Origin of the sequence: Bradyrhizobium barranii subsp. apii, from assembly GCF_011516635.5 — a bacterium.
Classification (GTDB): Bacteria; Pseudomonadota; Alphaproteobacteria; order Rhizobiales; family Xanthobacteraceae; genus Bradyrhizobium; species Bradyrhizobium barranii.
Genome location: NZ_CP096255.1, coordinates 1324929 through 1351612 on the forward strand (window position 1 = coordinate 1324929; position 26684 = coordinate 1351612).

Annotated in this window: 28 protein-coding genes and 1 pseudogene; 14 read left to right on the plus strand and 15 right to left on the minus strand. The window is 63.2% G+C overall.

Features of this window, described 5'->3' with window-relative positions:
* Positions 1-117 precede the first annotated feature (117 nt).
* From HAP41_RS06345 to HAP41_RS06365, 5 genes are all read right to left on the minus strand, one after another.
* Positions 118-924, minus strand: coding sequence for an SDR family NAD(P)-dependent oxidoreductase (locus HAP41_RS06345; protein ID WP_166104205.1), 807 nt, complete (start codon positions 922-924; stop codon positions 118-120).
* A gap of 90 nt (positions 925-1014) precedes the next feature.
* On the minus strand, positions 1015-1428 hold the full coding sequence (locus HAP41_RS06350; RefSeq protein ID WP_166104202.1) for a DUF1850 domain-containing protein: 414 nt from the start codon (positions 1426-1428) through the stop codon (positions 1015-1017).
* Positions 1389-3497, minus strand: a complete 2109-nt coding sequence (locus tag HAP41_RS06355; RefSeq protein WP_166104199.1) for a TRAP transporter permease — start codon at positions 3495-3497, stop codon at positions 1389-1391. The genes HAP41_RS06350 and HAP41_RS06355 overlap by 40 nt, the downstream gene beginning before the upstream one ends.
* Before the next feature lie 184 nt (positions 3498-3681).
* Positions 3682-4629: a TAXI family TRAP transporter solute-binding subunit gene (locus HAP41_RS06360; protein ID WP_166104196.1), complete on the minus strand. Its 948-nt coding sequence runs from the start codon at positions 4627-4629 to the stop codon at positions 3682-3684.
* A gap of 209 nt (positions 4630-4838) precedes the next feature.
* Positions 4839-5318, minus strand: a complete 480-nt coding sequence (locus HAP41_RS06365) for a hypothetical protein (protein WP_063985862.1) — start codon at positions 5316-5318, stop codon at positions 4839-4841.
* A 197-nt stretch (positions 5319-5515) separates the two neighbouring features.
* On the opposite strand from HAP41_RS06365, the gene HAP41_RS06370 reads away from it, so the two are divergent.
* Positions 5516-5824, plus strand: coding sequence for a hypothetical protein (locus tag HAP41_RS06370; protein ID WP_166104193.1), 309 nt, complete (start codon positions 5516-5518; stop codon positions 5822-5824).
* A gap of 172 nt (positions 5825-5996) precedes the next feature.
* Here HAP41_RS06370 and HAP41_RS06375 read toward each other — a convergent pair whose 3' ends face one another.
* Positions 5997-7211, minus strand: a complete 1215-nt coding sequence (locus HAP41_RS06375) for a hypothetical protein (protein ID WP_166104190.1) — start codon at positions 7209-7211, stop codon at positions 5997-5999.
* Positions 7212-7267: 56 nt separating this feature from the next.
* Positions 7268-7892, minus strand: a pseudogene (locus tag HAP41_RS06380) (NUDIX hydrolase).
* Positions 7893-7963: 71 nt separating this feature from the next.
* Here HAP41_RS06380 and HAP41_RS06385 point away from each other — a divergent pair.
* The 7 genes from HAP41_RS06385 (at position 7964) to HAP41_RS06415 (ending at position 13375) form a co-directional block, all read left to right on the plus strand.
* Positions 7964-8389 (plus strand): PaaI family thioesterase, encoded by a 426-nt coding sequence (locus HAP41_RS06385; protein WP_166104187.1) that lies wholly within the window; start codon positions 7964-7966, stop codon positions 8387-8389.
* A gap of 305 nt (positions 8390-8694) precedes the next feature.
* Positions 8695-9717 carry an aldo/keto reductase gene (locus HAP41_RS06390; protein WP_166104184.1) on the plus strand — a complete coding sequence of 341 codons (1023 nt, stop codon included), beginning with the start codon at positions 8695-8697 and terminating at the stop codon, positions 9715-9717.
* 12 nt (positions 9718-9729) lie between these two features.
* On the plus strand, positions 9730-11046 hold the full coding sequence (locus HAP41_RS06395; protein WP_166104181.1) for a tetratricopeptide repeat protein: 1317 nt from the start codon (positions 9730-9732) through the stop codon (positions 11044-11046).
* Positions 11047-11248: 202 nt separating this feature from the next.
* Positions 11249-11824: a hypothetical protein gene (locus tag HAP41_RS06400; RefSeq protein ID WP_166104179.1), complete on the plus strand. Its 576-nt coding sequence runs from the start codon at positions 11249-11251 to the stop codon at positions 11822-11824.
* 55 nt (positions 11825-11879) lie between these two features.
* Entirely contained in the window at positions 11880-12227 is a 348-nt protein-coding gene (locus tag HAP41_RS06405) for a DUF3088 domain-containing protein (RefSeq protein ID WP_166104176.1), read from the plus strand.
* A gap of 133 nt (positions 12228-12360) precedes the next feature.
* A complete protein-coding gene (locus HAP41_RS06410; protein WP_166104173.1) occupies positions 12361-12936 on the plus strand; it encodes a cysteine hydrolase family protein in 576 nt (191 codons plus the stop codon).
* 121 nt (positions 12937-13057) lie between these two features.
* Positions 13058-13375, plus strand: a complete 318-nt coding sequence (locus HAP41_RS06415) for a hypothetical protein (RefSeq protein WP_166104168.1) — start codon at positions 13058-13060, stop codon at positions 13373-13375.
* A gap of 31 nt (positions 13376-13406) precedes the next feature.
* Here HAP41_RS06415 and HAP41_RS06420 read toward each other — a convergent pair whose 3' ends face one another.
* Genes HAP41_RS06420 through HAP41_RS06430 form a run of 3 tightly spaced genes read right to left on the minus strand, consistent with a single transcriptional unit; the run spans position 13407 to position 16077 of the window.
* Positions 13407-14675: a flavin monoamine oxidase family protein gene (locus HAP41_RS06420; RefSeq protein WP_166104165.1), complete on the minus strand. Its 1269-nt coding sequence runs from the start codon at positions 14673-14675 to the stop codon at positions 13407-13409.
* Between the two features lie 9 nt (positions 14676-14684).
* The gene (locus tag HAP41_RS06425) at positions 14685-15395 is read right to left on the minus strand and encodes a RibD family protein (protein ID WP_166104162.1); all 711 of its coding nucleotides are present in this window, start codon (positions 15393-15395) and stop codon (positions 14685-14687) included.
* A gap of 19 nt (positions 15396-15414) precedes the next feature.
* Positions 15415-16077 (minus strand): FABP family protein, encoded by a 663-nt coding sequence (locus tag HAP41_RS06430; RefSeq protein WP_063985871.1) that lies wholly within the window; start codon positions 16075-16077, stop codon positions 15415-15417.
* A 203-nt stretch (positions 16078-16280) separates the two neighbouring features.
* On the opposite strand from HAP41_RS06430, the gene HAP41_RS06435 reads away from it, so the two are divergent.
* The 3 genes from HAP41_RS06435 (at position 16281) to HAP41_RS06445 (ending at position 20281) form a co-directional block, all read left to right on the plus strand.
* A complete protein-coding gene (locus HAP41_RS06435) occupies positions 16281-18341 on the plus strand; it encodes an ATP-binding protein (RefSeq protein WP_166104158.1) in 2061 nt (686 codons plus the stop codon).
* A gap of 919 nt (positions 18342-19260) precedes the next feature.
* Complete coding sequence (locus HAP41_RS06440; protein WP_084795314.1) at positions 19261-19488, plus strand: DUF3551 domain-containing protein; 228 nt, start codon at positions 19261-19263, stop codon at positions 19486-19488.
* 409 nt (positions 19489-19897) lie between these two features.
* Positions 19898-20281, plus strand: coding sequence for a PLDc N-terminal domain-containing protein (locus HAP41_RS06445; RefSeq protein WP_028147401.1), 384 nt, complete (start codon positions 19898-19900; stop codon positions 20279-20281).
* 562 nt (positions 20282-20843) lie between these two features.
* Here HAP41_RS06445 and HAP41_RS06450 read toward each other — a convergent pair.
* The 3 genes from HAP41_RS06450 to HAP41_RS06460 form a co-directional block, all read right to left on the minus strand.
* A complete protein-coding gene (locus HAP41_RS06450; RefSeq protein WP_224580945.1) occupies positions 20844-21341 on the minus strand; it encodes a hypothetical protein in 498 nt (165 codons plus the stop codon).
* Between the two features lie 108 nt (positions 21342-21449).
* Positions 21450-21593, minus strand: a complete 144-nt coding sequence (locus tag HAP41_RS06455; RefSeq protein ID WP_166104153.1) for a hypothetical protein — start codon at positions 21591-21593, stop codon at positions 21450-21452.
* Between the two features lie 475 nt (positions 21594-22068).
* Positions 22069-22968 carry an Abi family protein gene (locus tag HAP41_RS06460; RefSeq protein WP_166104150.1) on the minus strand — a complete coding sequence of 300 codons (900 nt, stop codon included), beginning with the start codon at positions 22966-22968 and terminating at the stop codon, positions 22069-22071.
* Between the two features lie 218 nt (positions 22969-23186).
* On the opposite strand from HAP41_RS06460, the gene HAP41_RS06465 reads away from it, so the two are divergent.
* Positions 23187-23606, plus strand: a complete 420-nt coding sequence (locus HAP41_RS06465; RefSeq protein WP_166104147.1) for a helix-turn-helix domain-containing protein — start codon at positions 23187-23189, stop codon at positions 23604-23606.
* Positions 23607-24096: 490 nt separating this feature from the next.
* Here HAP41_RS06465 and HAP41_RS06470 read toward each other — a convergent pair whose 3' ends face one another.
* Positions 24097-24252, minus strand: a complete 156-nt coding sequence (locus HAP41_RS06470; RefSeq protein ID WP_166104144.1) for a hypothetical protein — start codon at positions 24250-24252, stop codon at positions 24097-24099.
* An 822-nt stretch (positions 24253-25074) separates the two neighbouring features.
* On the opposite strand from HAP41_RS06470, the gene HAP41_RS06475 reads away from it, so the two are divergent.
* Entirely contained in the window at positions 25075-25326 is a 252-nt protein-coding gene (locus HAP41_RS06475) for a hypothetical protein (RefSeq protein WP_166104141.1), read from the plus strand.
* Between the two features lie 383 nt (positions 25327-25709).
* Here the strand turns inward: HAP41_RS06475 and HAP41_RS06480 are convergent, their stop codons facing one another.
* The gene (locus tag HAP41_RS06480) at positions 25710-25913 is read right to left on the minus strand and encodes a CsbD family protein (protein WP_166104138.1); all 204 of its coding nucleotides are present in this window, start codon (positions 25911-25913) and stop codon (positions 25710-25712) included.
* A 129-nt stretch (positions 25914-26042) separates the two neighbouring features.
* Here HAP41_RS06480 and HAP41_RS06485 point away from each other — a divergent pair, with 129 nt between their 5' ends.
* On the plus strand, positions 26043-26459 hold the full coding sequence (locus tag HAP41_RS06485; RefSeq protein WP_166104134.1) for a PRC-barrel domain-containing protein: 417 nt from the start codon (positions 26043-26045) through the stop codon (positions 26457-26459).
* Positions 26460-26684 lie beyond the last annotated feature (225 nt).

Sequence of the window (26684 nt, forward strand, 5' to 3'; positions counted from 1 at the left end):
GCGGGCGTGGTTACGAAGACTCGGAGTTACAACTTAGCAAAACAACTCTGTGCTGTGGTTATGGGTCCCGGGTTCGCGCCTTGCGCGCCCCGGGACGACAGCCGAGTATGAGGCGCCTTAAGCCCCCGCCTTGCACGTGATCCCGCCGTCGACCACGAGCTCGATCCCCGTCACATATTTCGACTCGTCCGACGCCAGGAACAGCGCGGCATTGGCGACGTCCCAGGCCTCGCCCATGTGCCCCATCGGCACCTGCGCATCGCGGGCGCGCCACATCGCGTCGACGTCGCCATTGGCGTAGCTGTTCGCGAGACCCGCGGAATGCTCCACCATCGGCGTCTTCATCAGACCGGGCAGGATTGCATTCACCCGCACATGGTTCTTCGCGAACTCGATCGCGGTCGAGCGCGTCAGCTGGTTCATCGCGGCCTTGCTGGCGTTGTAGCTGACATAGGAAATCCCGACATGCCGGATCGAGGCGATCGAGGAGATGTTGATGATCGAGCCGCCGCCCTGCTTCACCATCACGGGGACGACGTGCTTCATGGCGAGATAGGCACTCTTGAGGTTGACAGTGAAGACGCGGTCCCAGCTCTCCTCGGCGACCTCGACCACGCTGCCCATCTCGGCGATGCCGACATTGTTGTCGAGCACGTCGATGCGGCCATAGGCCTTCAGGCACGCCGCCACCATCGCCTCGATCTCGCTCGCGCGCGAGACGTCCGCGGTGAAGGCAGTCGCATTGCCGCCCTCACCCGTGATGATCTTCGCTGTCTCCTCGGCTGCCGCACCGTTGCGGTCGACGCAAAACACCTGCGCGCCCTCGCGCGCAAAGGTCACCGCGGTCGCCTTGCCGTTGCCCCAGCCGGGCCCGATCGAGCCGGCGCCCACCACCATCGCAACCTTGCCCTTGAGCCGATCCATCGCATTTCTCCCTTGCTGTTCTTGTAGCCCGGATGGAGCGCAGCGCAATCCGGGGCGACTGTTCCCGGATTGCGCTTCGCTTCATCCGGGCTACGGATCGTTACAAATCTTCATCGTCGTGACGTTAGCACCGATCGGGTGCCCGACAATCTCCGACAACGTCCGGCACTTCCCGTCATGGCATAACCGCCATTCCCCGGCCGCACCCGAATTGCCGAGCACGACCTCCGGCATCGGTGCACGCTGCGGCTGCCATTGAAACCAGCCGTCGACGAGCCGCGCCTCGGGCGGCGGCTCCATGCCGGGCCCGGTGCCCTTGACGCGCGCCTGCACCAGTTCGAGGCCGGCAGGCGTCACGCGCCAGTCCTCCTGCCAGTCGACCTTCGCGATCGAGTGCGTCCACACCAGCGTGAAGGCGGAAAGCGCCAGCGCTTTCACGCCACCCGCTGTTGCGAAGCAGAGGCTCACGTCGCTTCGACGATGGCCGGCGGACGCTGCCGCCATTGCCACAGCACGAGCGCGGCGGAGAGCAGGAAGCCCACGGTGTCGCTGAAGGCGAAGTCACCGAGCAGGCAGAGCGCGGCTCCGAGCGCGAGCACGCGTTCGAGCAGCGTCATGCGCGTGAACAGAAAACCGATCGCGACCATGCCGAACAGGCCGATCGCCACCAGCGCCTTGAAGGTCGCGAGCGCCACCGCGCCGTAGAAGCCAAGCTTGGCCGCCATGGGATCGCCGGCCTGGAGCATCAGCGCCGGGGAATAGACGAAGATGAAGGGAATGACGTAGCCGGCGAGCGCGATGCGCATCGCCTCCCAGCCGATCTTGTCCGGGTTCTCCTTCGCGATCGGCGCCGCCGCAAGTGCTGCGAGCGCCACCGGCGGCGAGAGGTCGGCCATGATGCCGTAATAGAACGCAAACATATGGCTCGCGATCAAGGGCACGCCGAGCTTCGCCAGCGCGGGCGCAGCGAGCGCGGCGGTGATGATGTAGGTCGGGATGGTCGGAATGCCGGTGCCGAGCAGGATCGACAGTAGCATGGTCATGATCAACGCCAGGAACAGGCTCTTCTCGCCGAGACCGATCACCCAGCTGCCAAAAATGGTGCCGACGCCGGTCTGCGACATCATGCCGATGATGACGCCGACGATGGCGCAGGCCATACCCACCGTGATCGCCGACTTCGCACTCTCGGCCAGCGCATTGCGGCATTCGCGCAAGGCCGCGAACCCGCCGCGCACGAACGCCGTGATCACGATCAGCCCGACGACGACGCTCGCGACCGGCACGATCTGGAGACCGTCGCGCGACAGCGCGCCGACGACGAGCGCAAGTCCGATCCAGAAGATGGAGCGGACGACCATCGAGGAGGCGCCGGCGGTGATGCTGGCGCCCAGGATCAGCGTCACCGTGAGCGCAAGGCCCATGCTGCCGGCATAAAGCGGCGTAAAGCCCTCGAACAGCATGTAGACGAGCGCCGCGAGCGGCAGCACGAGATACCAACGCGTCACCAGCGCCTTCCAGGCGCTCGGGATCTCCGAGCGCTTCATGCCGACGAGACCGTGCTTGCCGGCTTCGAGATGGACCATCCAGAAGGCGGAGGCGAAATAGAGGATGGCGGGGATCGCCGCCGCCTTGACGATCTCCGAATATTGGACGCCGAGCGTCTCCGCCATGATGAAGGCGACCGCACCCATCACCGGCGGCATGATCTGGCCGCCCATCGAGGCCGTCGCCTCGACGCCGGCAGCAAAGGCGCGGCGATAGCCGAACTTGATCATCAGCGGAATCGTGAACTGGCCGACGGTGACGACGTTGGCGACGCCGGAGCCGGAGATGGTGCCCATCATGCCCGAGGCGAACACCGCAACCTTCGCAGGTCCGCCGCGCGTCCTGCCGAACAGGCCGAGCGAGACATCGGTGAACAGCTGGATCATGCCGGCGCGCTCCAGGAACGAGCCGAACAAGATGAACAGGAAGATGTAGGTCGCCGAGACGTAGATCGGCACGCCGTAAAAACCTTCGGTGCCGAACGACAGATGCGTGACGATCTGGTCGAAGTCGTAGCCGCGATGGTTGAGCGGCGACGGCAGATATTGCCCAAAGAACCAGTAGACGAGACACGCGCCGCACATCAGCGGCAGCGCCGCGCCCATCAGCCGCCGCGTGCCCTCGAAGATCAGCACCGCGAGCAGGGTGCCGACCGCGAGATCGAGCCGCGTCGGATCGCCGTCGCGCGCGATCAGGTCGGCATAGAAGATACATTGGTAGAGGCCGCAGAAGAAGCCGGCGCCGCCGATCACCCAGCCGAGCGTACGGCCGACATCGCTCTTCGCGGTAAAGTTGGCGATCAGGCCGAAGGTGAGGAGAACGAGGAAGCCGACATGGACGCCGCGCACCACCTGGCTCGGCAGATAGTTGAAGGCGGCGACATAGAGCTGGAAGGTGGCGAAGGCGATGCCGATCCAGTAGGCGAGAGTGCCCCACCAGCCCGGACCAAAACCTTCCGGAAAACCGTGCTCGAAATTGTCGAATTCAACCTTGATAGGCCCTGCGGAGCCCTCTGCCTGCAACATCGATATGTCCCCAACCGTCCAGCGCTTTTAACATTGCACAGCGTCTCGAGACCGTCATGCCCGGGCTTGTCCCGGGCATCCACGGACTTTCTCGCCTAGCCTTAGAACGTGGATGGCCGGGACATCTGCGCGAAAACGCGCGTCGCGCTTTTGCCCGGCCATGACGTCCGATAACGAAAGCTGACTACTTGATCAGCCCTTTTTCCTTGTAATAGCGGATCGCGCCGGGGTGCAGCGGAACCGGGCTGCCGGTGGCGGCCGTCTCGAGCTTGATCTCCTTGCCCGCGGCATGGGCGTTCTGCAATTCGGGCAGCGACTCGAAGATCAGCTTGGTCATCTGGTAGGCGAGGTCGTCCGACACCGCGGAGCTCGTCACGAGATAGTTGACTACGGCCGCGGTGGGCACGTCCTTGTCCTGGCCGGTATAGGTATTGGCCGGAATGATTGCCGAGATGAAGGGCGGGCCGATCTTGTCGATGGTCTCCTTCGGCACCGACACCACGGTGATCGAGGCCGAACTCGAGAGATCCTTCAGCGAGGCGACGCCAAGGCCGGCCGATTGAAGCGTCGCGCCCAACTGGCGGTTCTTCATGAGGTCGACGGATTCGGCGAACGGCAGATATTCGACCTTGCCGAGGTCCTTATAGGTCATACCTGCGGCCGCGAGGATCGCACGGGAATTGAGCTCGGTGCCCGACTTCGGCGCGCCGACCGAGAGGCTCTTGCCCTTGAGATCTGCGAGCGTCTTGATGCCCGATTCGGCGGTCGCGACAATCTGGATGTAGTTCGGATAGATCGCGCCGATGGTGCGCAGCTTGTCCAGCTTGGTCTTGAAGCCGGCTTCCTCGTCGCCCTCCCAGGCGGCTTTGAGCGAGTCACCCAGCGTGAACGCAATTTCGCCGCGGCCCTGCTGGAGCAGGATCAGGTTCTCGACCGACGCCTTGGTGGCCTGCACCTGCGTCTTCACATTCGGAATCTTGTCGCCGTAGATCTTTCCGATCGCGACCCCGAGCGGATAGTAGACGCCGGAGGTGCCGCCGGTCAGCACGTTGATGAAGGATTGCGCATGCGCGCAAGGTGCCGACGCCGCCAGGGCAAGAGCCGCGGCCGCGCCGAAAATCGTCCGTTTCATGGTTGTTGTACTCCCCAAACCGGCCGGGAAATTGGCCGGATGGGGGAAGCGGGTCAACCCATCCAAAAGTCACAACAGGACTGCGGTAAACGGCTGACCCGGCTCGATTTTTGGGGAACCCGCGGGTGCGGCGAGGTGGCGCAGTCAGGGTCTGGCGCGTGTCTCGCCGCGCTGGCAAGCCTTATTGGCAAGCTCTTGCTGGCAAGCCCTTATTGGAAGGTCATGTCCAGGCACTTGGAGATGTCGGAGCCGAGGCCGGACGAGATGATGATGCAGCCGCGCACCTTCTGCGCGGTGACGTCGGCGGCCCAGACCGAATAGCCGCCGGGACCGAAGAACGAGTTGGTGTTCGGCGGTTCGGTCTCGGTCGCGTCGAAATCGTATTTGCCGTCGGTCTCGAAGATGCGCGGCTTCTTGGTGCAGCCGCCGTCGGTCTGGACGTTGATGACTTCCTTGTTGTCGCGGGTCAGCGCGAGCGAGACCTGGCAGCGGAAATATTCCGAGGTCTTGGTATTGAACAGGTAGGTGTAGGACTTGCAGGTCGCGGTGTTCAGCTTGCCCGGGGCGAGGCCACGGCTGCACGAAATCCGCTGGTTGTGGCTGAGCTGGTAGTCATCCGCCCGGGCGGCGGGCGCCAGCGCCGTCACCAACAGCGCGGCGGCTGAGCAGGCTTTCACGACTTGGTTCATCCGAATCATCCCCCTACCAATATTTTTGTCGAATTGCGTTCTAGACTGAAAGCGGAACATAGTCGCGCGGGGACGAAGGGAAAATCACAAACTGCTGGGCAGGACGTGATGCGCTGCGGCGCTTTCGCAAATTGACCTGTAAACGCCGTTCGTGATTTGTTCAAGATGGCAACCCCAACGATGGGGAGGATGGGATGATGGCATTTTCAACGAAGACATTTGCACTTGCACTCACAGCAACGCTCGGCGCATTCAGCGCACCCGCAATGGCGCAGACCGCGGCAACGCCCTGGGAGCTCAAGCCCGACACCGGCTATGCCTATGACAAGGAAGGCAAGACCTTCTCCTACAAGATGGGCACCAACAATGCCGGTGAACTCCTGAAGGGCGCCAAGAAGGTGCCGAAAGGCACGCTGTTCTTCATCGGCCACAACGGCCAGCTCTACATGCGCAGCGGCCCGTATCTCGAAGGCGACGGCAAGTTCAAATTCGGGTCGGATCAGTAGGGGGCGACGGCCAACCCAAGCATTCGGTATCATCACCCGCCTTGTGCGCGCTTGCGCACTGGGGCGGGTGATCCAGTATTCCAGAGGCCGTTGTGCTTCAATCGAGAGGCTGCGGCGTACTGGATGCCCCGGTCAAGCCGGGGCATGACAGCGGAGGATGTGGCAGCGAGGACTAAAACGCCCCTGCCAGCTCCCGCGCGCCGGCATTGGTGCTGTTACTGTCCATCCGCGTATCCGTCACCGCCAGCAGCTTGGCCACCGTGTTGTGGCGGATCGCGACCGGGTTGCGCTCGTAGCCGCCGCGCTGGAAGAAGTTCGAGGTCGGCACCTGCTCGCGCATCGCCTGCGGCATCGTCACCATGTCGAGGCCGGTGCCGTCGCCGGTGAGGTTCATCATCTCGAGCTCGGCGGCGGTGAGCGGCCGGGTGTAGCCCTTGGCGCGCGCGAACAGCACCGAAGTCAAAAGCTTGTGGGTTTGCAGCATCGGGCCGATATCGATGTCCAGCACCATGGCATGCATGGCCCAGCCCTGCGCGGTGTTGCCGATCTTCTCGTGCTCCGACCAGGTGTCCGGCACCGACTTCGCCTGCGCCACCATCTTCTTCAGCACGGCAAGCTTGTGCTCGAGCGGCTGGCGCGCCGGCCCCGACGTCCGCGCCACCTTGTCGGAGAGCGCACGGATGAGTTCATGCCCCTGCTCGGCCAGCAGCTCGACGCTGTTGGTGGTCAGGAGCTGGTTGTAGCCCATCGCGGTCGAGATCGCGCGCTTGCCGCCGTGTTCGATTCCCGCCTGCACGTCGTAACTGCCGGTGCCGCCGGTCTCGAACGAATAGACCCGCACCGCCTGCTCGCGTGTCAGCCCGGAGGCGAGCGCGTAGCGCGCATAGGCGCGCTTGAACTCGGCCTCGCTGGACGGCCGCTGCGGCGTGAACTGATAGAGCTCGCGTGCCGCCTGCAGGAGATCGGCGACCACCGGTATCGCCTTTCTGGTCGGACGATCCGGCGTTTCCTCCGGCTCCGGATTCACCGGCCGCTTCGGCCCGTTGTAGAGTGGCGGATGCTGCAGCACATAATCGTCGAGCGTGACCTGCTGTCCGCTGCGCCGCTTGGCGTTGCGGCCTTTCCGCTTCTCGGAGATCTGGCTCCAATAGGCACCCGCCTCTTCGTCGAACGCCGCGCGCGCCGCCTGATATTCCTGCAGCTTGCGGCGATATTCGAGCACGGCCGGCGACGCCCCACCCTGCGCAAAGAACTGCGACAGCAACTGGGCGTTGGCATCGCGGACGGCCGGCGGCAGCGCGTCGGCCTCGCCGCCGCGCGCGGCGGGCGCGAGCAGGACGAGCGCGAATGGAACCAGCGCGAGATGTTTTCGAATCGAATGATGCATGCTGCCCTCTTAGCAGGCATCCGGTAACCGTCACGTTAACGCGCCGTTTACCATCGTCACTTCCAGGCGAACACCGGCTGTTCCAGCTCGCTGACGCGGGTGTGACGTCCCGCCAGCACCTCGCGGAACTGGTAGATCAGCGCCGCGGTCGGCGCGTGGATCAGGCTCGTCTCGTAATGGAAGCGGATCACGCGGCGGGAGCTTTCGGGAATCGCGATGAAGTCGAACGCGTCTTCGCGCTCGATCGTGGCGAGCGCGATGCGGTGGACCGAGGCGACCTCATCCGGGTTCGGCCGGAGCGGCACTGTCGGCCGTCCAGACCACCACAGGCGTGATCAGATAGCCGGAGCGGGTCGGATAATCGTCGAGCGTGCCGAGCACCTCCGCGTGCGTGAGGCGGAGGCCAAGCTCCTCATCAAGCTCGCGCAGCGCCGCCTCGACCGGCGTCTCGCCGGCATCGCAGCGACCGCCCGGCAGGGCCCATTGGCCGCGATGGGCGCGCAGGTGTGACGCGCGCAGCGTGAGCAGGAATGCGGTGTCATCGCCGTCACTCGCCGCGGTCAGCGCGACCGCCACCGCGGCGCGTTTCAATGCGGCCGGCGCATCATCCTCCGGCAGCCGCGTGAAGGCCGCGCAGGCAGCCGCGATATTCCGCCGTGTGGCATCGTCGAACGGTCTCATGATGCTTGACTACACCACGTCCGGCCCCGATGAAATGAGCTCGCAAGGCCCGCGCAGCAATGGACGACCACATGACCAACAAGGCCGCCGCAAGGCTCAAATCGGACGGCTGGAGGATCCTGGAGACCACGGGCTTCTTGCACCTGATCGGCCCGTTATGGGAGCGCAAGGTCGACGGCCATTACGAATTCGCGCTCGCCACCGAGGACAAGCACCACAATCGCCGCGGCATGGTCCAGGGCGGCGTGATGATGACGTTCGCGGACCGCACCTGCGGCATGACCGCCCGTTACGTTTCCGGCAAGGAATTCATGGCGACGGTGCAGCTCGATACCCATTTCGTCGAGGCCGGCCAGATCGGCGACATCCTGATCTCCCGCCCCCGCGTGGTGCGCTCGACGCGCAGCCTCATCTTCATGAGCACCGAAGTCAGCGTGGACGATCGTTGCGTCGTGATGGCGAATGGCGTGTTCAAGATCCTGAAGGGGCCGGGGTAGCGTCGCGCGGTCGGGCTGCCGCTCTAACTACACCCACCGCTGTCGTCGCCCGGCTTGACCGGGCGACCCAGTACGCCGCAGCCTCTCGGCTCAATCACAGCCGTCTCTGGAATACTGGATCGCCCGCCTTCGCGGGCGATGACAGCTGAGAGTGCGGCAAGCGCCCTCCCCAATCTCGTCATTGCGAGCGCAGCGAAGCAATCCAGACTCTCACCGCGGACGCATCTCTGGATTGCTTCGCTGCGCTCGCAATGACGGCGGTAGCTAGCTATGCTGCTCTCCATCGAAATATCGAGGACCCGCCCATGCAATACCGCCAGCTCGGCCGCACCGGCCTGAAAGTTTCGCCGATCTGTCTGGGCACCATGATGTTCGGCGGGCCGACCGATGAAGCCGCATCAAATCGGATCATCGCCAAGGCGCATGAGGCCGGGATCAATTTCATCGACACGGCGGATGCCTATTCGAAGGGCGCATCCGAGGAGGTCGTCGGCCGCGCGATCGGCAACAACCGGCACGCCTGGGTGCTCGCGACGAAACTCGCCAACCCCATGAACACTGGTATGGGCGACGATCCCAACCGTGTCGGCCTGTCGCGGCGCTGGGTGTTGCAGGCCGCCGACGAGAGCCTGAAGCGGCTCGGCACCGACCACATCGACATCTACTATCTGCACAAGGAAGACCATGCGACGCCGCCGGAGGAGACGGTGCGCGCGATGGGCGATCTGATCCGGGCCGGCAAGGTGCGCTATTTCGGCGTCTCGAACTACCGCGCCTGGCGCGTCGCCGAGATCTGCAACATCTGCGACCGGCTCGGCATCGACCGGCCCGCGGTGAGCCAGCCCTATTACAACGCCATGAACCGCATGCCCGAGGTCGAGCACTTCCCGGCGTGCTCCTATTATGGCCTCGGCATCGTGCCCTACAGCCCGCTGGCGCGTGGCGTGCTCACCGGCAAGTACAAGCCCGACGCCGCGCCGGACAAGGAGACACGCGCCGGCCGCAACGACACCCGCATGATGCAGACGGAATGGCGGCCGGAATCGCTCCAACTCGCGCAGGAGATCAAGACCCACGCCGAGACGAAAGGCATCACCGCCGGCCAGTTCGCGGTCGCCTGGGTGCTGAACTCCGCCTTTGTCAGCTCGATCGTCGCCGGCCCGCGCACCGAGGAGCAGTGGGACGGCTACATCCGCGCGCTCGACTACCGCTTCACGGCGGATGACGAGGCTCTAATCGACCGGCTGGTCGTGCCGGGCCATCCCTCGACGCCGGGCTACAACGACCCCGCCTATCCGATCGAGGGACGCCGCGCGCGGACGGCTTGAGAGCTGAAGACGATGACGGCGCACGAAGACCGCTACGGCCTTTCGCTCTCCACGTCCTCGCACGAGGCGGCAAGCGCCTATCGCGAAGGCGTCGATCTCATGCTGGCCGGTTGGACCGGCACGGCGGAGGCGCTGGAACGCGCGATTGCGGCCGATCCGGATTTCGCGCTTCCCCATATCGCCCGCGCCCGCGTGCATGCCTTCTATCAGCAGGGCGACCTCGCGCGGCAGAAGGCGGCACGCGCGCGCGAGCTCACAGCGAAACGCGGCACGGAGCGCGAACGCTCGCATGTCGAGACGCTGGCGCTTGCGATCGAGGGCCGGCTGCCCGAGGCCATCGCATCGACGCTGAAGCATGTCGAGAGCTGGCCGCGCGACGCCGTGGTGCTGTCGCTGCCGCTCGGCGCGTTCGGCCTGTTCGCGTTTTCCGGCATGCCCGATCACGACCGCGCCCGGCACGAGCTGTGCGAGCGCGTCGCGCAGCATTATGGCGAGGACTGGTGGTTTCTCACCATGTCCGGCTGGGCGATGACGGAGAATGGCGACGTCGCGCGCGGCCGCGGCGTCACCGAGCGTGGCTTCGACTTGCGCCGTCAGAACGCCCACGCCGCGCACGCCGTGCTGCACGCGATGTTCGAGGACGGCTCCATCGACGCGGCTGATCGTCTCGTCGACGCATGGATCCCCTCTTACGACCGCACCGGCATCCTGCACGGCCATATTCGCTGGCACCAGGCGCTCGGCGCGCTCGAGCATGGTGATGCGGCGCGCGCGCTTGCGATCTATGCCGACGTGCTTCAGCCCTCCGCCACGAAGGCGCCGCCGCTCAACGTCGTCACCGACGGCGCCTCGCTGCTCTGGCGCCTGTCGGCTTACGGCCACACCGTGCCGGAGGCGCTCTGGCTCGAGGCCGATGCCGCCGCGCAAAAACTGTTTCCGAAATCGAGCCTGCCCTTTGCCGACGTCCACATGGCGCTGTTCGCTGCGGCGACGCAGAACCAGGAGGCGCTCGCCGCGCGCCTTGAGGCGATCGAGCAGCGGCTCGGCGACGGCAAGCTGCCGGCCGGTCCCGTGGTGCCGGCGATCTGCCGTGCGCTCGTGGCCTTTGCCCGCGAGGATTACGCGTCATGCGTGCAAACGCTCGCGCCCGTCCTCGGCGAGGTCGTGCGCATCGGCGGCAGCCATGCCCAGCGCGAACTGATCGAGGATACCTACATCGTCGCGCTCATGCGCAGCGGCGAGCTGCCCCGCGCCCGCGCGCTGCTCGACGCCCGCCTGCACCGCCGGCCCTCGCTTCGCGATACGCGCTGGCAGGCGGCGACCGTTTAGCTCTGCCACGAAAAAAACATCGGTCTGGCAGCAAGTGGCCTGCTAGGACGGGATGGGGCGATCGGATGAATCGCCGATGGGTGGTGCGGTGGTATTCCAGTCGGGTTTAGCTGAACAAACGGGATCGCAACCAATTTGTGGTTCGCTCGTTGTTGAGCGGAACTTTTCCGCCGCCGTGGCCCCCTGGCATACGAGCCTGATGATGCGCCTCCGCCGACCGGTCCTCGCCGCGGCCCTCGCGACTCTCGCAAGCCCTTGTTTTGCCGAGTCTTCCGCGCCCATTCCCGTCAACAACCCGCCGGCGCAGAACGCCTTCATCGACCTGCTGGCGCTGATGTCGGGCCACTGCAAGACGCTGAAGGTCGCGGGGCGCACCTTCGCGTGCAAGACGGTGGCTTACGCCCATGGTGACAAGGGCCGGGTCAATTTCGCGGTCGCCGTCGACGATCCCTCCGACGCCAACCATGTCGTGTCGTTCTCCGGCGAGAACGGCCAGCGCGCGGACGACAATTCCTACGAGCTGCGAATCGACCGCATGCTGCTCAATTCCAAGGACCGCCCCAAGGTCGACGGCCTGCCGGTGCCGGCCGAGCAGACCTCGACCGGTGTCTGCCGCCAGACCGGCAATTTCGCCGCAAAGAAGGTCACGGACGTCACCTGCACGGCGACCGACAGCGAGGGCCGCCGATACGAGCTGCTGTTCGTCTCCGACGGCAAGCCGGTGAGCGTGCGCCGCATCCGGCAATCGTCGCCATCGATCCAGGATCCGTTCAAGTAACGGCATCATCAGCAACTGCCGGCATGTATGATCGCGCCATGCTTTGGAGCGATTCATGACGCGCGACCGCCTGTTTCTGCTGCGCCCTGGTTTCGAGGATCCCGCCTTTCCGGGCCAGCGCTTCTATTGCTGGCATTGCGCGCTGATCGAGGGCGTGCTCGCCTCGTTTCCGCAGCTCGCCGAAAAGCTCGACGTTGAGCGCATCGCATGGCCGCGGCCAAGGCTGCCGGTGATCGCTCTGGTCGGCGACGAGAACCAGTCGCTGCCGCTGCTCGTGCTGGCCGACGGGACGACGTCGCCGTACCAGACCGGCAGTCACCACGGCCGCGCCTTCATCGCCGACAAGGACGCGATCCTCGCCGCGCTCACCGAACGCCACGGGTTTCCCGATCCGCATCCGTGAAGGCCGAGCACTCGCGCAGCTCTCCGTGTCCGGGGCACGAGAGCTGTCGCGAAACGAGGGAAAATCGACATTGCCTGCCACGTCGGTCGCCCCGCATACTTCGCGCAGCAAGCAAGTCTGGAAGCCGCTCCTCATGATCAGCCCCCTCCCCGCCCTCGTCGTCGTCGACGTTCAGCGCGCATTCGACGAATGGGAGGCTGCGGGCAAGCGGCGCAACAATCCGGACGCGGTGGCGCGCATCGCCGATCTCCTCAAGGCATTCAGGACGCGCGGCGCGCCGATCTTCCACATCCGCCACGAGGGCACCAAGCCGAATTCGTCGTTCCTGCCGCAAAACTCCGGCTACGCGGTCAAGGACGAGGCGCGCGAAGCGCCGGGCGAGGCGGTGATCGTCAAGCGCGTCAACAGCGCGTTCATCGGCACCGATCTCGAGACGCGCCTGCGCGCAGGCAACATCACGACGCTCGTGATCTGCGGCGCCACCACCAATCATTGCGTCGAGACGACGACGCGGATGGCCGGCAATCTCGGTTTCGACGCGAGCCTCGTGCGCGATGCGACCTGGACCTTCGACCGGATCGGACCAGATGGCGACAAGCATTCGGCTGAAGAGATTCATGCGATGACGTTGTTGAATCTCAACGGCGAATTTGCGCGCATCGTCAGCGCCGCCGACGTGATCGCTTCGCTCGAAGCGATGCGACAATAGATCGCGCCACATCATTCACACGTCGATCGGAACTCCGTCTGCGTCGTTTCGACGCCCGCACTGGCCGGAACGCAGCGGACAGCCATCTGTTATCACGCGACTTCTCAACTGGAGTGATGACATGAAGTATCTCTTTGTCGCGATGGCTGTGGGTGCAGCGGCGCTCGCCGGCGGATCCACGGCCAACGCGGCGGGCAAGGCCGGCGCGAAGCAGAACGCGCCAGCCGGCCAGTCCACCGACATCAGCGCGCAGCACAGGCACCACCACGGCCATCGCCATCACCAATGGCGCCATCACCACCACGGCTACTATCGTCCGCACTACCGGAACTATGGCTATTACCCGCGGCACCACGGCTATTACGGCGGCGGACCGTACGGCTACTATGGTGGCGGAGGTCCCGGCGTGACGTTCAGCTTCGGCGGCGGCCGCTGGTGAGAGTTAAGGCCCGCCTTGTGCGGGCCTTTTTTCATCCCCGCAAAATCATCTCCGCAATCTCCAGCCCGCTCGCCAGCGCCGCCTCGACCGTCCCCATGTCGCGGCCGCGATAGAGCGCTTCGCCGGAGAACAGCACCGGGCCGTCGGCGCGCGCGAGGATCGCCTGGGCCTCGCGCGTCCGCGGCGTCGCCCAGGAATAGGCGCCGCGGGCGAAGGGATCGTGCAGCCAGTTGGTCGCCGCAGTCGCCACGAGATCGCGCGCGATGTCGTCGCGCGACACGCCGAAGATGGCCGCAAGCGAATCGACCCCGGCATCGATCAGCCCTTGCCGATCGAGCTTCGCGAGCTCGGCCGTCCGCGGCCCGCCGAACCAGCCGGTGAGCACGGGATGCTGGTCCGGATGCCGCGTCCACCACACCGGAATCGACTGGTCCGACAGCAGGAAGGTCATGTCCGCGAGATCTTCGTTTCGCTCGCGCCACCACGGCCGCGCGAACCGCAGCAGGATTTTTATCACGCTGCCGAAGCCGATATCGTCAGCTGCCGCAGCCTTCGCGCGTGCGCGCTCCGGAAGCGCGATCTCGCGCAACAACGGCAGCGGAACGGTGAGGACCGCGCGATCGCAGCCATGCACGTCGCCGCTGGCACAGCGGACGGCCAGCGCGCCGCCCGTCTGCTCGAACGCCGACACCGCGCGGCCGAAGCGAAACGTCACGCCAAGCCCGCGGCACTCGCTCGCCAGAAAATCGATCAGCGCACCGTAGCCGCCGACGATGCGCGCCTGGGTGTGATGCCCGCCGTCCATCCATTCCTCGCGCAGCGCCAGCGTCGAGGCGCGCTCGGGGTCGGCGGCGTCGTAGCCCTCGACCACGCGCTCGATCGAATGGCGCAGCCGGTCATACCCAGGCCCGGCGAAGTGGCCGCGGAGGAAATCGGCAACCGTGAGGTCATCCTTCAACGCCCCCAGCGCGGCGTACAGCTCTGCCTCGTGCGGATCGTGACGGTGTTCGTGCGAGAGCCTCGTGCCGTCAAAACTCCACTGGGTGCCTTCGATCTCCTGCAGCGACAGTCCCGCCTCGCGCACCAGCTTGCGCGTGACCGGCGCCTCACCATGGACGAATTCGGCGCCGCCATCGGCGGGGTAGCCGAACTCCGACGCCGGCAGCGGATCGATGCGCCCGCCGCAGCGCTCGCGCGCCTCCAGGATCGTGACCGTCCTGCCCGCACGTGCCAGCTCGCGCGCCGCCATCAGCCCGGCCGCGCCGGCACCGACGATGACGATGTGCTCCAATTGTCCCATGCCGATGCCTTACTTGGGCATCGCTTGCGGGTCGTTCTTGATCAGATACCGCAGCAGCAGAACGCCACCGCCGAGGTCGCGCGTGCTCTCCAGCGTCATTGCGGCGAGCGGCGCGCGCTTGTCGCTGTCCGCGTCCGTCGAATCGAACACGAAGGGTGCGCCCTTGGCGCCATCGATCGCGGGGCTGAGGATCAGGTTGAATTCGTCGATGAGGCCGGCGCGCAGGAAGGCGCCATTGGCGACGCCGCCGCCCTCCACCAGCAGGCGCTTCACCCCTAACTCGCGATTGAGGATGTCCAGCGTCAGCGCCAGGTCGATCTCGGACTTGCCGGCGAAGATATAGGACACACCCTCGCCGCGCAGCCCGGCCAGATGCGAATCCGGCACGTTCTCGGTCAGCACCACCACGATCGGATCGCCGCCGATGTCGGACCGGCCCCAGCCGATCTTGCCCTGTGCATCGAGCACCACGCCGTAGGTTTTGGCATCGCGCCGCGCGAACCAGCTTTGGCGGGGAAATGTCTCGCCCGCCGTTGCGGGATAGGGCTTGCCCTTGGCGAACTCGGAGCCGGTGACGCGGCCGATCACCCAGGCGTCGCCGCCGAGTTCGTCATGGATCTTCTCGAACCAGTCTGTGCCCGCCCCCTTCGGCCGCCAGCGGCTGGGATGCGTGCGGCCGTCCAGGCTGGAGTGCATCAGGCAAATGACGTAGGGCTTCATGCAATTCTCCGGGTACGCTTCAGGCCGCCGATCCATCGCGCCCGGCGCGATCCTTCACGATCACCGCGAGCGGATTGAGTTTTGGCGGCGCGACGAGCTTCAGCGTGTTGCTGTCGTGATGGTTGAACGGCGCGCCGCGCACGAACAACTCGGTCTGGATCAGATAGCTCCAGCTTCCGTCATCGTTGAAGGTGATGTCGCAGCGATAGGAGTCGGTGCGGAAGGCCTGTTCCAGGAAATCGGTCGAGCAGATTCCGTAAGCGGTGTCGCCGCGCTTCGCCGTGACCGATATCTTCCTGTCATCCGGCCCGGCCTTGCCCGAGGCGAGCAAGACCTGTCCGCGCGGAATCGCGAGCGTCTGCATGATCAGCCCGGTCGCGGGCTCCCACAGCCAATAGCCGACCTGGTCGTGGAAGGTGATGTCTTCCTCGGGCGTGTTGATGTGGATGTGATAGCGCAGCCCGTAAAACAGCTGCGGCCCGTTGGCCTGCGGGTCGATCGGGTCCATGCGGATGCGCTCGATGAAGGTCCGCCGCTCCGGCCCCTCCGCCTTCGGATTGATGTCGATGCCCTTGTCCGCCTGCCAGCTCCCTGCGAGACGGCGGAGCGGGCCGAGATTGGCAAGGCCGTCGGGCGAGACGTCCTCGGGCTCGGTGAAGATGTCTGCGGGAATGGGGAGCATGGGAACCTCGCGTCAAGTTGCGGAGAGCAGCAATAGCACAAGGACGGCGGGAATCGACTGGAATGGAACCAGAGCGCGCGCCGGGTGTTATCTGCGCTTGAGTACGAGCCCTCGAAAGCTGGCTCGAATGGGCAAGGACGCCCGTGTCACGCGTAGCGGGGGATCCGGTGCTGTCTGAAAAGGCTGCTCGGCGGTCGATTGAAATGGGCTTCCTCGCTGACGGAGGCAAGCTGGGCGCGATGATGAGCGCCCGCGACTGGTCGGATTCACCGCTCGGTCATCCCCGCGATTGGTCTCAGGCGCTGAAAACGACGGTCAGCATGCTGCTGGCCGCGCAAGCCCAGATCGTCCTGTTCTGGGGGCCCGACTTCGTCGCGCTCTACAATGACGCCTACGCCCCGGGCATCGGCGCCAATCACCCCCGCGCCCTCGGCCGCCCCGCGATCGAAAACTGGGGCGAGCTGTGGGACGATCTCGAACCGCTGCTATCAGGCGTGCGCCGAACCAGAAAAACGTTCGCCGCCAAGGATCGTCCGTTTTACGTCGAGCGCCACGGCTACGGCGAAACCAGCTACTGGGACGTCTCCTACTCGGCCGTGCGGGACGATGACGGCTCGGTCGGCGGAGTGCTTTGCATCGTGTCCGAGACGACGGAGCGCGTGCTGGGCGAGACGCGGCTGCGGGCGAGCGAAGCGCGATACAGGGAGCTGACCACGACCCTCGAGCAGCGCGTCGCCGAACGCACCGCCGAACGTCATTTGCTGGCGACGATCGTGGAAACCACCGACGGACAGATCCAGGCGCTCGATCTCGATTATCGCTGGCTGGCGATCAACACGTCCTGCGCCGATGCCTATCAGCGCATCTACGGCAGGCGGCCGCAGATCGGCGGTTCCCTGCACGAATTTCTGGCCGACCGGCCCGAGCATCTCGCTGCGGCGACCGCGATCTGGAGCCGCGCGCTGGCCGGCGAAGCCTTCACCAACATCGATGAGTTCGGCGATCCCCGGTTCGACCGCCGCGTCTACGAGATGAAGTTCGAGGCGCTGCGCGCTCCGGACGGCACGCGGATCGGCGCGTTCCTGACCGGGGTCGACGTGACGGATCGCCTGGAGGAGCAGGCGCGACTCGCGCAGGCCGAGGAAGCGCTCCGCCAGGCCCAGAAGATGGAGGCCATGGGCCAGCTCACGGGCGGCGTTGCGCACGACTTCAACAATCTGCTCACGCCGATCGTCGGCCTGCTCGACCTGTTTCAGCGCAAGGGCATCGGCGGCGAGCGCGAGCATCGCCTCATCGCCGGCGCGGCGCAAGCGGCCGAGCGCGCCAAGACGCTGGTTCAGCGCCTGCTCGCTTTCGCGCGCCGGCAGCCGCTTCAGGCCATTCCCGTCAACATCGGCCTCCTCGTTGCCGAGATGGGCGACCTGATCTCGAGCACGACTGGGCCGCAGATCCAGGTGACGGTGGACACGCCGGAAGACCTTCCCGCGGCCATGGCCGATCCCAACCAGATCGAGATGGCGATCCTGAACCTCAGCGTGAACGCCAGGGATGCCATGCCAAACGGCGGCAAGTTGCGCATCTCGGCGAAGGCCCGCACGGTTGGAGACTCTCACAATTCGGAATTGGCACCGGGCGCCTATGTCTGCATCTCCGTCGCCGACACCGGCATCGGCATGGACGAGTTCACGCTGGCCCACGCCGTCGAACCGTTCTTCTCGACCAAGGGCGTCGGGCGAGGCACCGGTCTTGGCCTCTCGATGGTCCACGGCCTTGCGTCACAGCTCGGCGGCGCGCTGACGATCAGGAGCGCCGTGGGCGCGGGCACGACGGTCGAGCTGTGGCTGCCGGTCAGCCACGCCGTTGCGGGCGCCATTGATGCCGTCCCGCAATCAAAACTGCTGCCACAGCCCGTCGGCACGGCCCTGCTGGTGGATGACGAACCGCTGGTGCGCATGAGCACCGCCGAGATGCTGGGCGAGCTCGGCTACAACGTCGTCGAAGCCGGCTCGGCGGAGGATGCGCTTCAGCGCGTCAGGGAAGGCCTGCGGCCGAACCTGCTCGTCACCGACCATTTGATGCCCGGCATGAGCGGAACAGACCTCGGCCTCGCGCTGCGCAATCAATATCCCGAGCTCCAGATCCTCGTCGTGTCAGGCTACGCCAACAACGAAGGCATCACGCCGGACCTGTCGCGGCTGACGAAGCCGTTCCGAAGCGATGAGCTGGCGGCGAGCCTGGCCGGCTTGGCGAAGGCGGGGCGGTAGGCGACGCAAGCGGGCGAGCAGCTCGCATGAGCGAAAGCGACATGCCGGTGCGATGACATGTATCGGCGATCACGCCGTGATTATCGATGCGCGGGCGACTGTGCCCAGTCCGATCGGAGGAGGCTGGCCTAGCCGACGAACCTCCTGCCCAGCGGACAAACCTCCTCAACCCCAGCCGCATCTACTTCAACGCCAGACTCTGGGCGTGAACTGAGAAGACCGAGGTGGAGGCCCGCCGGTTCACGCTGGCGGGCTCACTACGTTCTGAGAGCGTCAACCGCGTGGGCGACGAGAACGCCGATGCTGAGTACGATCAGGCAAATAATCGCCGCTTGAAATAACATCGGAGTAAATTCCGTGGGCCAGGGTCGGCTTTTATAAGCCCTCACATTCCGCCAGCATTTGGCCACCCAGAAGGCGCTTCGGTGTCCGCCTCGTTACAAGTATGCAAGGTTCATTGGCCTTGCGCGACGACGTCTCACTCCTTCAAAGCGGTGCGAGAATCTACCAGACGATCAACAGCACAACGATTACTGACATGGCGTAGATAGTCCTGCGGCCGATCCGGTTCATTCAAGAACCTCATATTCAAACGCCACGCCCTCGGGATCGTTCTCCCCGAACCATGTCTCTGCGGCTCCATCTGGCGCGACATCGGCGCCCGCCTGCCGCAGGCGGCGCAGATGAAACGGGGCTCGCTATCCGAAAGCCGTACGTCATCCGGCCAGCAGTCCGCATTCAAGGACACGCAATGGCAATTGTTACGTTTACCTACAAGCGGTTCCGAGCCTGAATAGCATGAGCGCTTTTCGCGCCAGGTAGCATCAATAAACGCCCCAGCGTCTGGCAAGGGCTTTTACTGGCGGTATTCCCCTCGCGCCGCCAGTATATTCGCCTCCATCCATCCACGGAGATCGATATGCATCGTGTCGCTCCGATGCTGACGTTACTCACTGCCGCTGTATTCCTTGCTTTTTTGGAGCCAGTCCGAGCTGCCGAGGCGGATCGATACTGCCTGCGAGGTCGCAATTGGGGCTTTCCGGGCAATTGTCAGTTCGCCACCCGCTCGCAATGCCTGGCTGCTGCTTCTGGCACGAACGCATATTGCGGCATCAACCCGCGCTATGCCGCTCCGCGGCGGCGCTAATCAGCGCTCGGAGCTATTCGGCGGCACGGCATGGCAGAAGCGGTCAATCAAGGGATGCCCCCCGATGCGAAAGCTTGCACTGTTCGTCATCCTGCTCTCGTTCGCAGGAATGGTCCCTTCCAGCGAATCATTTGCTCAGAGTGCGCTTCGAGGTGCCGTCATCGGTGGTGCTGTTGGTGGTCGCCGCGGCGCTGCCATAGGGGCGACGGCCGGAGCCATCGCGGGCGCCCACCGGCGACATCAACATTGGCATCGATATTATTGGAGGAACGGCAACTGCTGGTACCGCTCGACCAGCGGAAGGTCGCACCGCGTGTCGCATCGGTACTGCCGTTGAGCCTTCGCGTAGCGGGCCGTGCGACTGGCCTACAGGAAAGATCGAGAACGGCAACTCAATAAGGGGATCGCAATGTTCTTCGCTCAGGAAGGATTCACATATCGAAATTTTCTGATGGATATAATTGCTGTATTCGCATTTGTCGTTTGGTTCTGGCTGCTCATTGTCATCTATGGCGACCTGTTCAGGCGCCACGACATTTCCGGATGGGGTAAGGCACTGTGGGTGCTTGCACTTGTTCTGACCTCCTACCTCGGCATCTTTGCTTACCTCATCACCCAAGGCAGGGGGATGGCGGAACGCAGCGCTGAGCAGGCTCAGCGGGCGCGCGAGGAATTACGGCACATCGTCGGCTTTAGTGTCGCCGACGAGCTTTCCAAGCTCGATCAGCTCAAAAAATCGGGATCCATAACCGACACCGAGTACGGGCGCCTTCGCACCAAACTGGTCTCCTAACCATCGGTGAGGGAAGCGGGGAGGCCCATGATGTTCGCAAAGCCTTTTGGCACCGTTGGAGCTCTTATTGCCGGCTTTGCAATTGCGTGGACTGAAAGCGCGCATGCGGAAATATTCATAACAACCGCCACCATATCGCAGGGCGAGTTGGTCATCGTCGGAAGAGTAAGACGGCCCCGCGAGCCCAGCGTGGAAATCAAGATCAGTCCGAGCAAAACCGTGAAAGTCGAGAGCACTTCGACCGGAGGATTTCGGTGGATTGGACCGGAGTTTCCATCGACTTGCATCATAAAGATCACGTCCGGACCAGATACGAGAGACGTGGTGATACAGAATTGCGGCCTCCCCGGGCCAGCGGGTCCTCCAGGGCCGGCCGGACCTGCAGGCCCGATCGGACCGCCCGGGCCCAAAGGGAATTAGAAGGCAGACTTCGTCTTGCGGGTTTGCAGGTTGCCCACCGGAGCGCTCTCGCATCAACAATCGACGATGCGCGGGCGACTGTGCCCAGTCCGATCGGAGGAGGCTGGCCTAGCCGACGAGCCTCCTCAACCCCCAGCCGTCCCTACTTCAACGCCAGGCTGCTGCAATACGCCGAGGTCTCGCCCGATCGCCAGCCGGTGACCCGTCCGGCTTCCTTGCACTCGTCGTAAGTCTTGAAGTTGCCGACGTTCCGGCACGTGAAGGAGTACACGCCGCCCGAAGCGTTGCAGCCGACCCAAGGCTGATTTCCCGTCTTGAAGCTCGATTGGCAACCGCCGGCACAGCTGCTCGTTTCGCGTTCGAGCTTGGCGAGCCTCGCGGCATCCGACATCGGCGCCGCCGCGGCCGTCGATATGGCTGGCGATGTCCGATACCCGGTGCTGCGGGTGGCCACGTGATGCGTTGGCTTGTGCGGCCTTGCCACCTGTCTCGGCGCGTCGACCGTGATGCTGGGAAGCTGGGTCTCGGTGGGCGTCGGTTGAGACATTGCCGTGCCGCTCAGGCCGCACAGCAACAGTGCAATCGACGGGAATGTGACAGCGGGACGCGCAACGAAGCGTGACGACAACGTCATGGCCATGTCCTTCCAGATGCGGAGGGACAGTCCATTCCATCCCCCGAGACGAGGATATCACGCGCCGATTGAAGTTGCATCGCCGAACCCTGCAACTTGATTCGGCCGCTCTCGTCATCCGCCCGTGGTGATCAACCACTGGAAGAACGTCATCAGAACGGCGACCGCGATGGCGACGACGATGAGGTTTGGCTCCTGGAGCGGGCGGAAATCATCGTTGCATTCCGCCTTGAAGCGGGCGCAGCCATGAATGAGCATCGTCAGCAGCACCGCGCCCGCTAAACCAAGGTTCGCGCTCAGCCACGATGCGTGGCATTCCTGGAATAGGCCGGAGAAATTGGCGTCAGCGGATGCCGGAGAACGAGGGCAAACACCAGGATGGTGCCCAGGGGCGGCTTTTCATTCGACCGGCAACGTATTGAATTGTAACGATTTCCGTCACTGAACGAACTTGTCGTACCAACTTTGATACCAACATAGGCGTCAGAACTCTCGATGCTTACCCACCCGGCCGTACGCCGGGCTTCAGCACCACGGGACCGGCTCCTTCGCTAAGCCAGTATCCTACCATCATATCGCTGCTCGCATCTTTCGCCCCGCGCCGGCGAGATGAGCTTGGCGCGAAAACAACCGCCATTAGCAACGGCGAGCAATATCTGATGGCCGCCGACGCAGCCTTGCAGCATCCGGTTTCGCGGCAATGGAAGGAAGGGGTATTGGAAGCTCGTTGAAATCAGGAGGCGGCCCAGAAAGGCTGTTCGGCCCAGTCCGCTGGAAACCCCATGTGGCTGATATCGACTGGTGCTACCGCTATGGTCTGCTTGAGACGTTCGGACCATTGGGACCCGTCCGCAATACGCTCCATCATGTGATGGATGATTGCACACAGCACATAAAGTTTGTCTTGGGACGCAGCAGGCCAGATGGCGCGGTACGATTTTGGTATTTTTGGCCAAATCGTAAATGCTCGATTCCAAACCCTACCGTGATGGGCGCAAACATTCCGGCCCGTTGATAGTGCATGCAGCCAACTTTCCAGCACATCGTGCTGGACCCTAAAGGCTTCCGCAACTTTTTGGCGGAGGTGCCCCTTCGCGAGTTTGTAGATTTTGGAGACTGCTCCAAACGAAAGTGCCTCCATCAACATCCAGCACGGCGGATATGGATCTGAATGCTCGGTACAAAACTTAGCAATAAACGAATGTTGATGGTTCTCAGGATCGCCGCCCAAGCACTCGTTAAGAACGGTCGCGATTTGACCGTGTCTTCCATGATCGAAATTCGCGGCATTACAAAGCCACATCGCCCCATCATTGATGGAACCAACGTTGGTCATCGTAGACTTAATCGCGATCTCTATGCGCTCTAGCACATCAAGCAGCAGCACTCTCAACTTACGATCAAACACATACAGGTCTAGCGCATCCTGGAACTTCGTATCTTTTAGGAAAAGCTTGTCGCCGGGATCGGCTGGATCGATATAGAATCGAAGATAGCCGCTCAGCCGAAAGTAGCCGATGAAATTGAGGTAATGCTCGACATGAGCCGTGTCTCCAACCACCAAGCCTCGCTCAGCCAAAAGCTCACGCTGTGCGGGTATTAGAAGTGGTGGCTTGTCGAACTTGCGCTTCAATGGCGAACTGGAATCTGCTCAAAAAAAACCCCCCTGAGGCGCTTCTTCGAGAGGCGTGGGAGGCGTTGTTGGTTCGCATAATGGGGATCGCTTGCTACTTTGCAACAAACAAGCGGCCCGAAGGTTGCTTTAATTTTTAGCAATCCGCTGTTGCGGTTGCTAACTTATAAAACGGCTGTTGTCAAGCCCTCGCAATTCCTATACTATTCGGTCCAATCTTGTTGCAAAAAAAAGTTCTGAAACAGATGCCTTCGGACGAAAAGGGTAATTTGATACCAAAACTAGAGGCCGAAATTCGTGCTATCGACCTCAAGATTTCAGACTTGAATGCTGAACGGCACGCCCTTGTCCGCATCTTGCAACGCACGAAAAGCGAAGTTTTCACCGCAGGCGCGACCACTCGGAAAAACAGCTTCAGTAAAATCGTCGTCGAGCAGGAAATTTTGCAAACATTGCGGAGGAAGGAGGTTCCTGTTTCTTCGGCTGATCTGCTCGCGGCAGCGCGAACCGTGAGATACAATTTGAAGCCCGTGACATTCCGGACGCATCTTCACAGGCTTAAGGCCAAAGGTCTTATCGTGAATTCTGATGAGAAAGGGCGCGGGTATTGGTCACTCACGCCGAAGGCCGATCGTTAACGTTCGATCTCGCAAAGCATGTACTGCCCCGGCACCTGATCACTCCGGACTAGACCGTTTTCCCGCTGCTTCCGCGCAATCCCTCGAAATGCTCTTGCTCATAGTCGGCTGCCCGATCCTGATTCGTCTGCCTGGCGCGGCGGGAAGTGGCTGGCACCGATTCATTCTCGGGGCGATTACTTTCGTTGCCTTGTTCGTGGTGGCGACGCCGGCGTCATCAGACCCTCTGCGGTGGCCTTGACCGTCATCGGGTTCTTTTTGCTAATGGTTCGCTCATGGCGAAAACGGCGCGGCTAGAGCGAAGTTTGCGCTTCCATTCGCGTCGATTGTCTGCGTCGCCGGTTTGGTGGCGGCCCGCCCATAGCGCGATGAAGCCGCTGGAAACGCCGGGTTTGTCGCGGCGGAATATCCTGCCAATTGGTGCCGTCGGCATCCGTAAAAAGCCCGGCGCGGGGCCGGGCTCGTGCTTCCTATGGCCGCGCTTACTGCGTTATTTCTTTGGCACAGTCTGCACCGGATCCTCGAGCTTCGTCGTGCGCGCCAGGATGTCGTGCAGACAGAACGACAGCACTTCGGAGGCCTCTCCATAGGCTTGATGGAAAGTCTCACCCAAGCCATCCAGCACTCGAATGCCGACGATTGTCATTTGACGGAGCTCGAACAGTGCATTGTCGATCTCGTCGGCCGGTGGGGGCTGATGTTCATGCCGCCCTCCCGATCTGTTCAGCGAGCACCATTCGAAAGACCCCCAGCAACTCATGCCGGGCATCACCGAAGAGTGCAGCGCCCCGATCTGAAGAAGAAATGACCGACGACCTACGAACCGACAAAGCCGCGCGGGTCCCAAAGCCCTTCCCCAGCTTCGAACCTCAAATAACAAAAGGCGGCCGCTGGTTTGTCGCCGTGGCAACCGGTGTTGGTCCGATTTCCCACATTGGAGACTTCGCGACGGAGGTGGAGGCGAAGCACTGGATTCTGACAACGTCGAAATATTGGCCCGGCAAACCGATCTAAACGCGACAGTCGGGAGCCTGGCCCGCACCACAGTGTTGGAGACGGCGATGGAAGCGCTCTGGATCGGCGGCGCGACATTCTTCGGACTCGGCACCCTGATCCTCGAAGACCAATTGGGGGCCATCCGCCGCCTAGTCGCGCTCGGGCTCAGAAGCAAATAAGCCATGTCTGCGGCGCCCCCAGGAACCTGAACATCCAACATTTATGTTGCTTCAGCCCCTACCCTGAAGGCATCCCGACAGCGACCCATGATCGAGAGCCTGAGAGTGACCTTCGCGATAGCCGCGACCGCTGCCGTGGCCGCAGGGGCGTTTTTTGCCATTCGGTTCGTTGTAGGATTTTACGGATGAGGCTCCCGTCGCTGCCCTATTGACCAATCCGTTGTGATCGACCGGGGCGTCCTTGCAAAATCCAGCGGCTGGCTCCGCACCTGATTCACCCCTACCCTCTAGCCATGACCAAGGCAGAGAACAGAGCGGCCGCGAAGGCCTACCATCAAGAGCGAATGCGCCAGCGTGCGGAAGAAGCGCGGGCCGAAGCCGTCAAGGCAGATCTGGCCGAACTCGATCGGCTACGAAAGTATCTCATCTCCGGCAAGAATGCAGGTGAGCCCGCCGACGAGTTGGTCTCCGCGATCGATGACTACGTGGAGAAGCTGACCGGCAACCGCACCACGCTCCACACCCACAACCACCGCGGCGGGTGAGTTTTTCCCGCAAGCAAGCTCGTCGAGCTCGCCGACAACATCCCGCCCGGTCCAGGACCGCATTCATATCGAGAAGATCAACGCCCTTTTCCTCTACAAGCTGAAGGCCACCGGACCGGAGTTCGCCGCAGGCATCAGCTTCGCGGTCGAGCGCGGTTGGCTCGAGCTGCACCTATGGCGCGCTCAAGGCGACGGGTCAAAATTTGCTGGCGGACGGCTAGGAGCCGCGGGGGCGGTCGCCGTTTTAAAGTTCGCTAGCTCGCCCCGAGCTGGCAAGCGGCCCGGCCCGTCCCCTCACCTGCCCCCAGCCGGGGCCCTCTTCGGCGGCGTGACGATCTGGGGTGTCTCCGATAAACGAACCCCGCCGAAGCGGGGTCGATTGCTCACCAAGTCTGACGACCGTACCAATCATCGACCTCTTTCTTCGTCTGGTCTTTCTGATAGCCGTATCGCTCCTGAATTTTGCCTTCGAGTTGATCTCGCTTCCCATTGATCACGTCGAGATCATCATCAGTGAGCTTTCCCCATTGCTCTTTGATCTTGCCTTTGACCTGTTTCCAGTTTCCCTCGACCTGGTTCCAATCCATGACGCTGCCTCTTGTTAATCGGTTTACTCGGTGCAGCACCAACGAATAATCGTGAAAGCCGTTCCTGCTCATCACTAGGAACGAATGCCGAGCGCTTCTGTTTTTAAGGTTCCAGCTAGGGAGGATATCGTGAGAACATTGGCCACCGTCGCTGCTCTGCTCTTTGCTTCCGCGGCGTTCGCGCAGACTCCTGCTCACACGGCGTCCGAAGCAGCCGCACCAATCGCCGCTGCGGGAGACTGGAGCGCAGCAAAAATGAAGGGCGTCAACGTTTACAATGAAGCCAACGACAAAGTCGGCGACGTCTATGACATCATCATCGACTCTCAGGGCCGGGTGAGGGGTCTTGTCATCGAGGCTGGCGGCTTTTTGGGAATGGGCACGCATTATGTGCTGGTCGCGATGAACAGCCTCAAATTCGCTAATAAGGCTGGGAAAACGACCGAAGGAATGACGTCCGAGACTGCGCGCGAATGGTTTCCCGATCGCGCCGTTATCAACGTCACGAAAGACCAACTCAAGTCGATGCCAGAGTTCAAGTACTAGGTAACTCTGTCGAAAGGGCCTGTGGCGACAGTCGCCAGCTAGGCAGCGAGGCTGCTCGCTGCTCTAGCGCTTCCCACGCTCAACCAGCAATTCCGCCGAGGTTGAACGCGCCATCGCCGCCGCGGGACGTGAGCCGAAACGGAGGGAATGACCTAACGAGGCTGGGGTCGGCGTTTCGAGGATCCAATCGGATTGGTGATCTCGTACTGGTGACGTTGCTCAACG

Excerpts from the sequence above, each read along its gene's own strand:
- HAP41_RS06440 (WP_084795314.1), top strand. The coding sequence starts at position 19,261 with ATGCATCGTGTCGCTCCGATGCTGACGTTACTCACTGCCGCTGTATTC.
- HAP41_RS06395 (WP_166104181.1), top strand. The coding sequence starts at position 9,730 with ATGACGGCGCACGAAGACCGCTACGGCCTTTCGCTCTCCACGTCCTCG.
- HAP41_RS06410 (WP_166104173.1), top strand. The coding sequence starts at position 12,361 with ATGATCAGCCCCCTCCCCGCCCTCGTCGTCGTCGACGTTCAGCGCGCA.
- HAP41_RS06365 (WP_063985862.1), bottom strand. The coding sequence starts at position 5,318 with ATGAACCAAGTCGTGAAAGCCTGCTCAGCCGCCGCGCTGTTGGTGACG.
- HAP41_RS06470 (WP_166104144.1), bottom strand. The coding sequence starts at position 24,252 with ATGACAATCGTCGGCATTCGAGTGCTGGATGGCTTGGGTGAGACTTTC.
- HAP41_RS06475 (WP_166104141.1), top strand. The coding sequence starts at position 25,075 with ATGACCAAGGCAGAGAACAGAGCGGCCGCGAAGGCCTACCATCAAGAG.
- HAP41_RS06405 (WP_166104176.1), top strand. The coding sequence starts at position 11,880 with ATGACGCGCGACCGCCTGTTTCTGCTGCGCCCTGGTTTCGAGGATCCC.
- HAP41_RS06455 (WP_166104153.1), bottom strand. The coding sequence starts at position 21,593 with ATGCTCATTCATGGCTGCGCCCGCTTCAAGGCGGAATGCAACGATGAT.
- HAP41_RS06385 (WP_166104187.1), top strand. The coding sequence starts at position 7,964 with ATGACCAACAAGGCCGCCGCAAGGCTCAAATCGGACGGCTGGAGGATC.
- HAP41_RS06350 (WP_166104202.1), bottom strand. The coding sequence starts at position 1,428 with ATGGCGGCAGCGTCCGCCGGCCATCGTCGAAGCGACGTGAGCCTCTGC.
- HAP41_RS06390 (WP_166104184.1), top strand. The coding sequence starts at position 8,695 with ATGCAATACCGCCAGCTCGGCCGCACCGGCCTGAAAGTTTCGCCGATC.
- HAP41_RS06480 (WP_166104138.1), bottom strand. The coding sequence starts at position 25,913 with ATGGATTGGAACCAGGTCGAGGGAAACTGGAAACAGGTCAAAGGCAAG.
- HAP41_RS06450 (WP_224580945.1), bottom strand. The coding sequence starts at position 21,341 with ATGGCCATGACGTTGTCGTCACGCTTCGTTGCGCGTCCCGCTGTCACA.
- HAP41_RS06355 (WP_166104199.1), bottom strand. The coding sequence starts at position 3,497 with ATGTTGCAGGCAGAGGGCTCCGCAGGGCCTATCAAGGTTGAATTCGAC.
- HAP41_RS06400 (WP_166104179.1), top strand. The coding sequence starts at position 11,249 with ATGCGCCTCCGCCGACCGGTCCTCGCCGCGGCCCTCGCGACTCTCGCA.
- HAP41_RS06420 (WP_166104165.1), bottom strand. The coding sequence starts at position 14,675 with ATGGGACAATTGGAGCACATCGTCATCGTCGGTGCCGGCGCGGCCGGG.
- HAP41_RS06370 (WP_166104193.1), top strand. The coding sequence starts at position 5,516 with ATGGCATTTTCAACGAAGACATTTGCACTTGCACTCACAGCAACGCTC.
- HAP41_RS06375 (WP_166104190.1), bottom strand. The coding sequence starts at position 7,211 with ATGCATCATTCGATTCGAAAACATCTCGCGCTGGTTCCATTCGCGCTC.
- HAP41_RS06445 (WP_028147401.1), top strand. The coding sequence starts at position 19,898 with ATGTTCTTCGCTCAGGAAGGATTCACATATCGAAATTTTCTGATGGAT.
- HAP41_RS06425 (WP_166104162.1), bottom strand. The coding sequence starts at position 15,395 with ATGAAGCCCTACGTCATTTGCCTGATGCACTCCAGCCTGGACGGCCGC.
- HAP41_RS06345 (WP_166104205.1), bottom strand. The coding sequence starts at position 924 with ATGGATCGGCTCAAGGGCAAGGTTGCGATGGTGGTGGGCGCCGGCTCG.
- HAP41_RS06430 (WP_063985871.1), bottom strand. The coding sequence starts at position 16,077 with ATGCTCCCCATTCCCGCAGACATCTTCACCGAGCCCGAGGACGTCTCG.
- HAP41_RS06360 (WP_166104196.1), bottom strand. The coding sequence starts at position 4,629 with ATGAAACGGACGATTTTCGGCGCGGCCGCGGCTCTTGCCCTGGCGGCG.
- HAP41_RS06435 (WP_166104158.1), top strand. The coding sequence starts at position 16,281 with ATGGGCTTCCTCGCTGACGGAGGCAAGCTGGGCGCGATGATGAGCGCC.
- HAP41_RS06415 (WP_166104168.1), top strand. The coding sequence starts at position 13,058 with ATGAAGTATCTCTTTGTCGCGATGGCTGTGGGTGCAGCGGCGCTCGCC.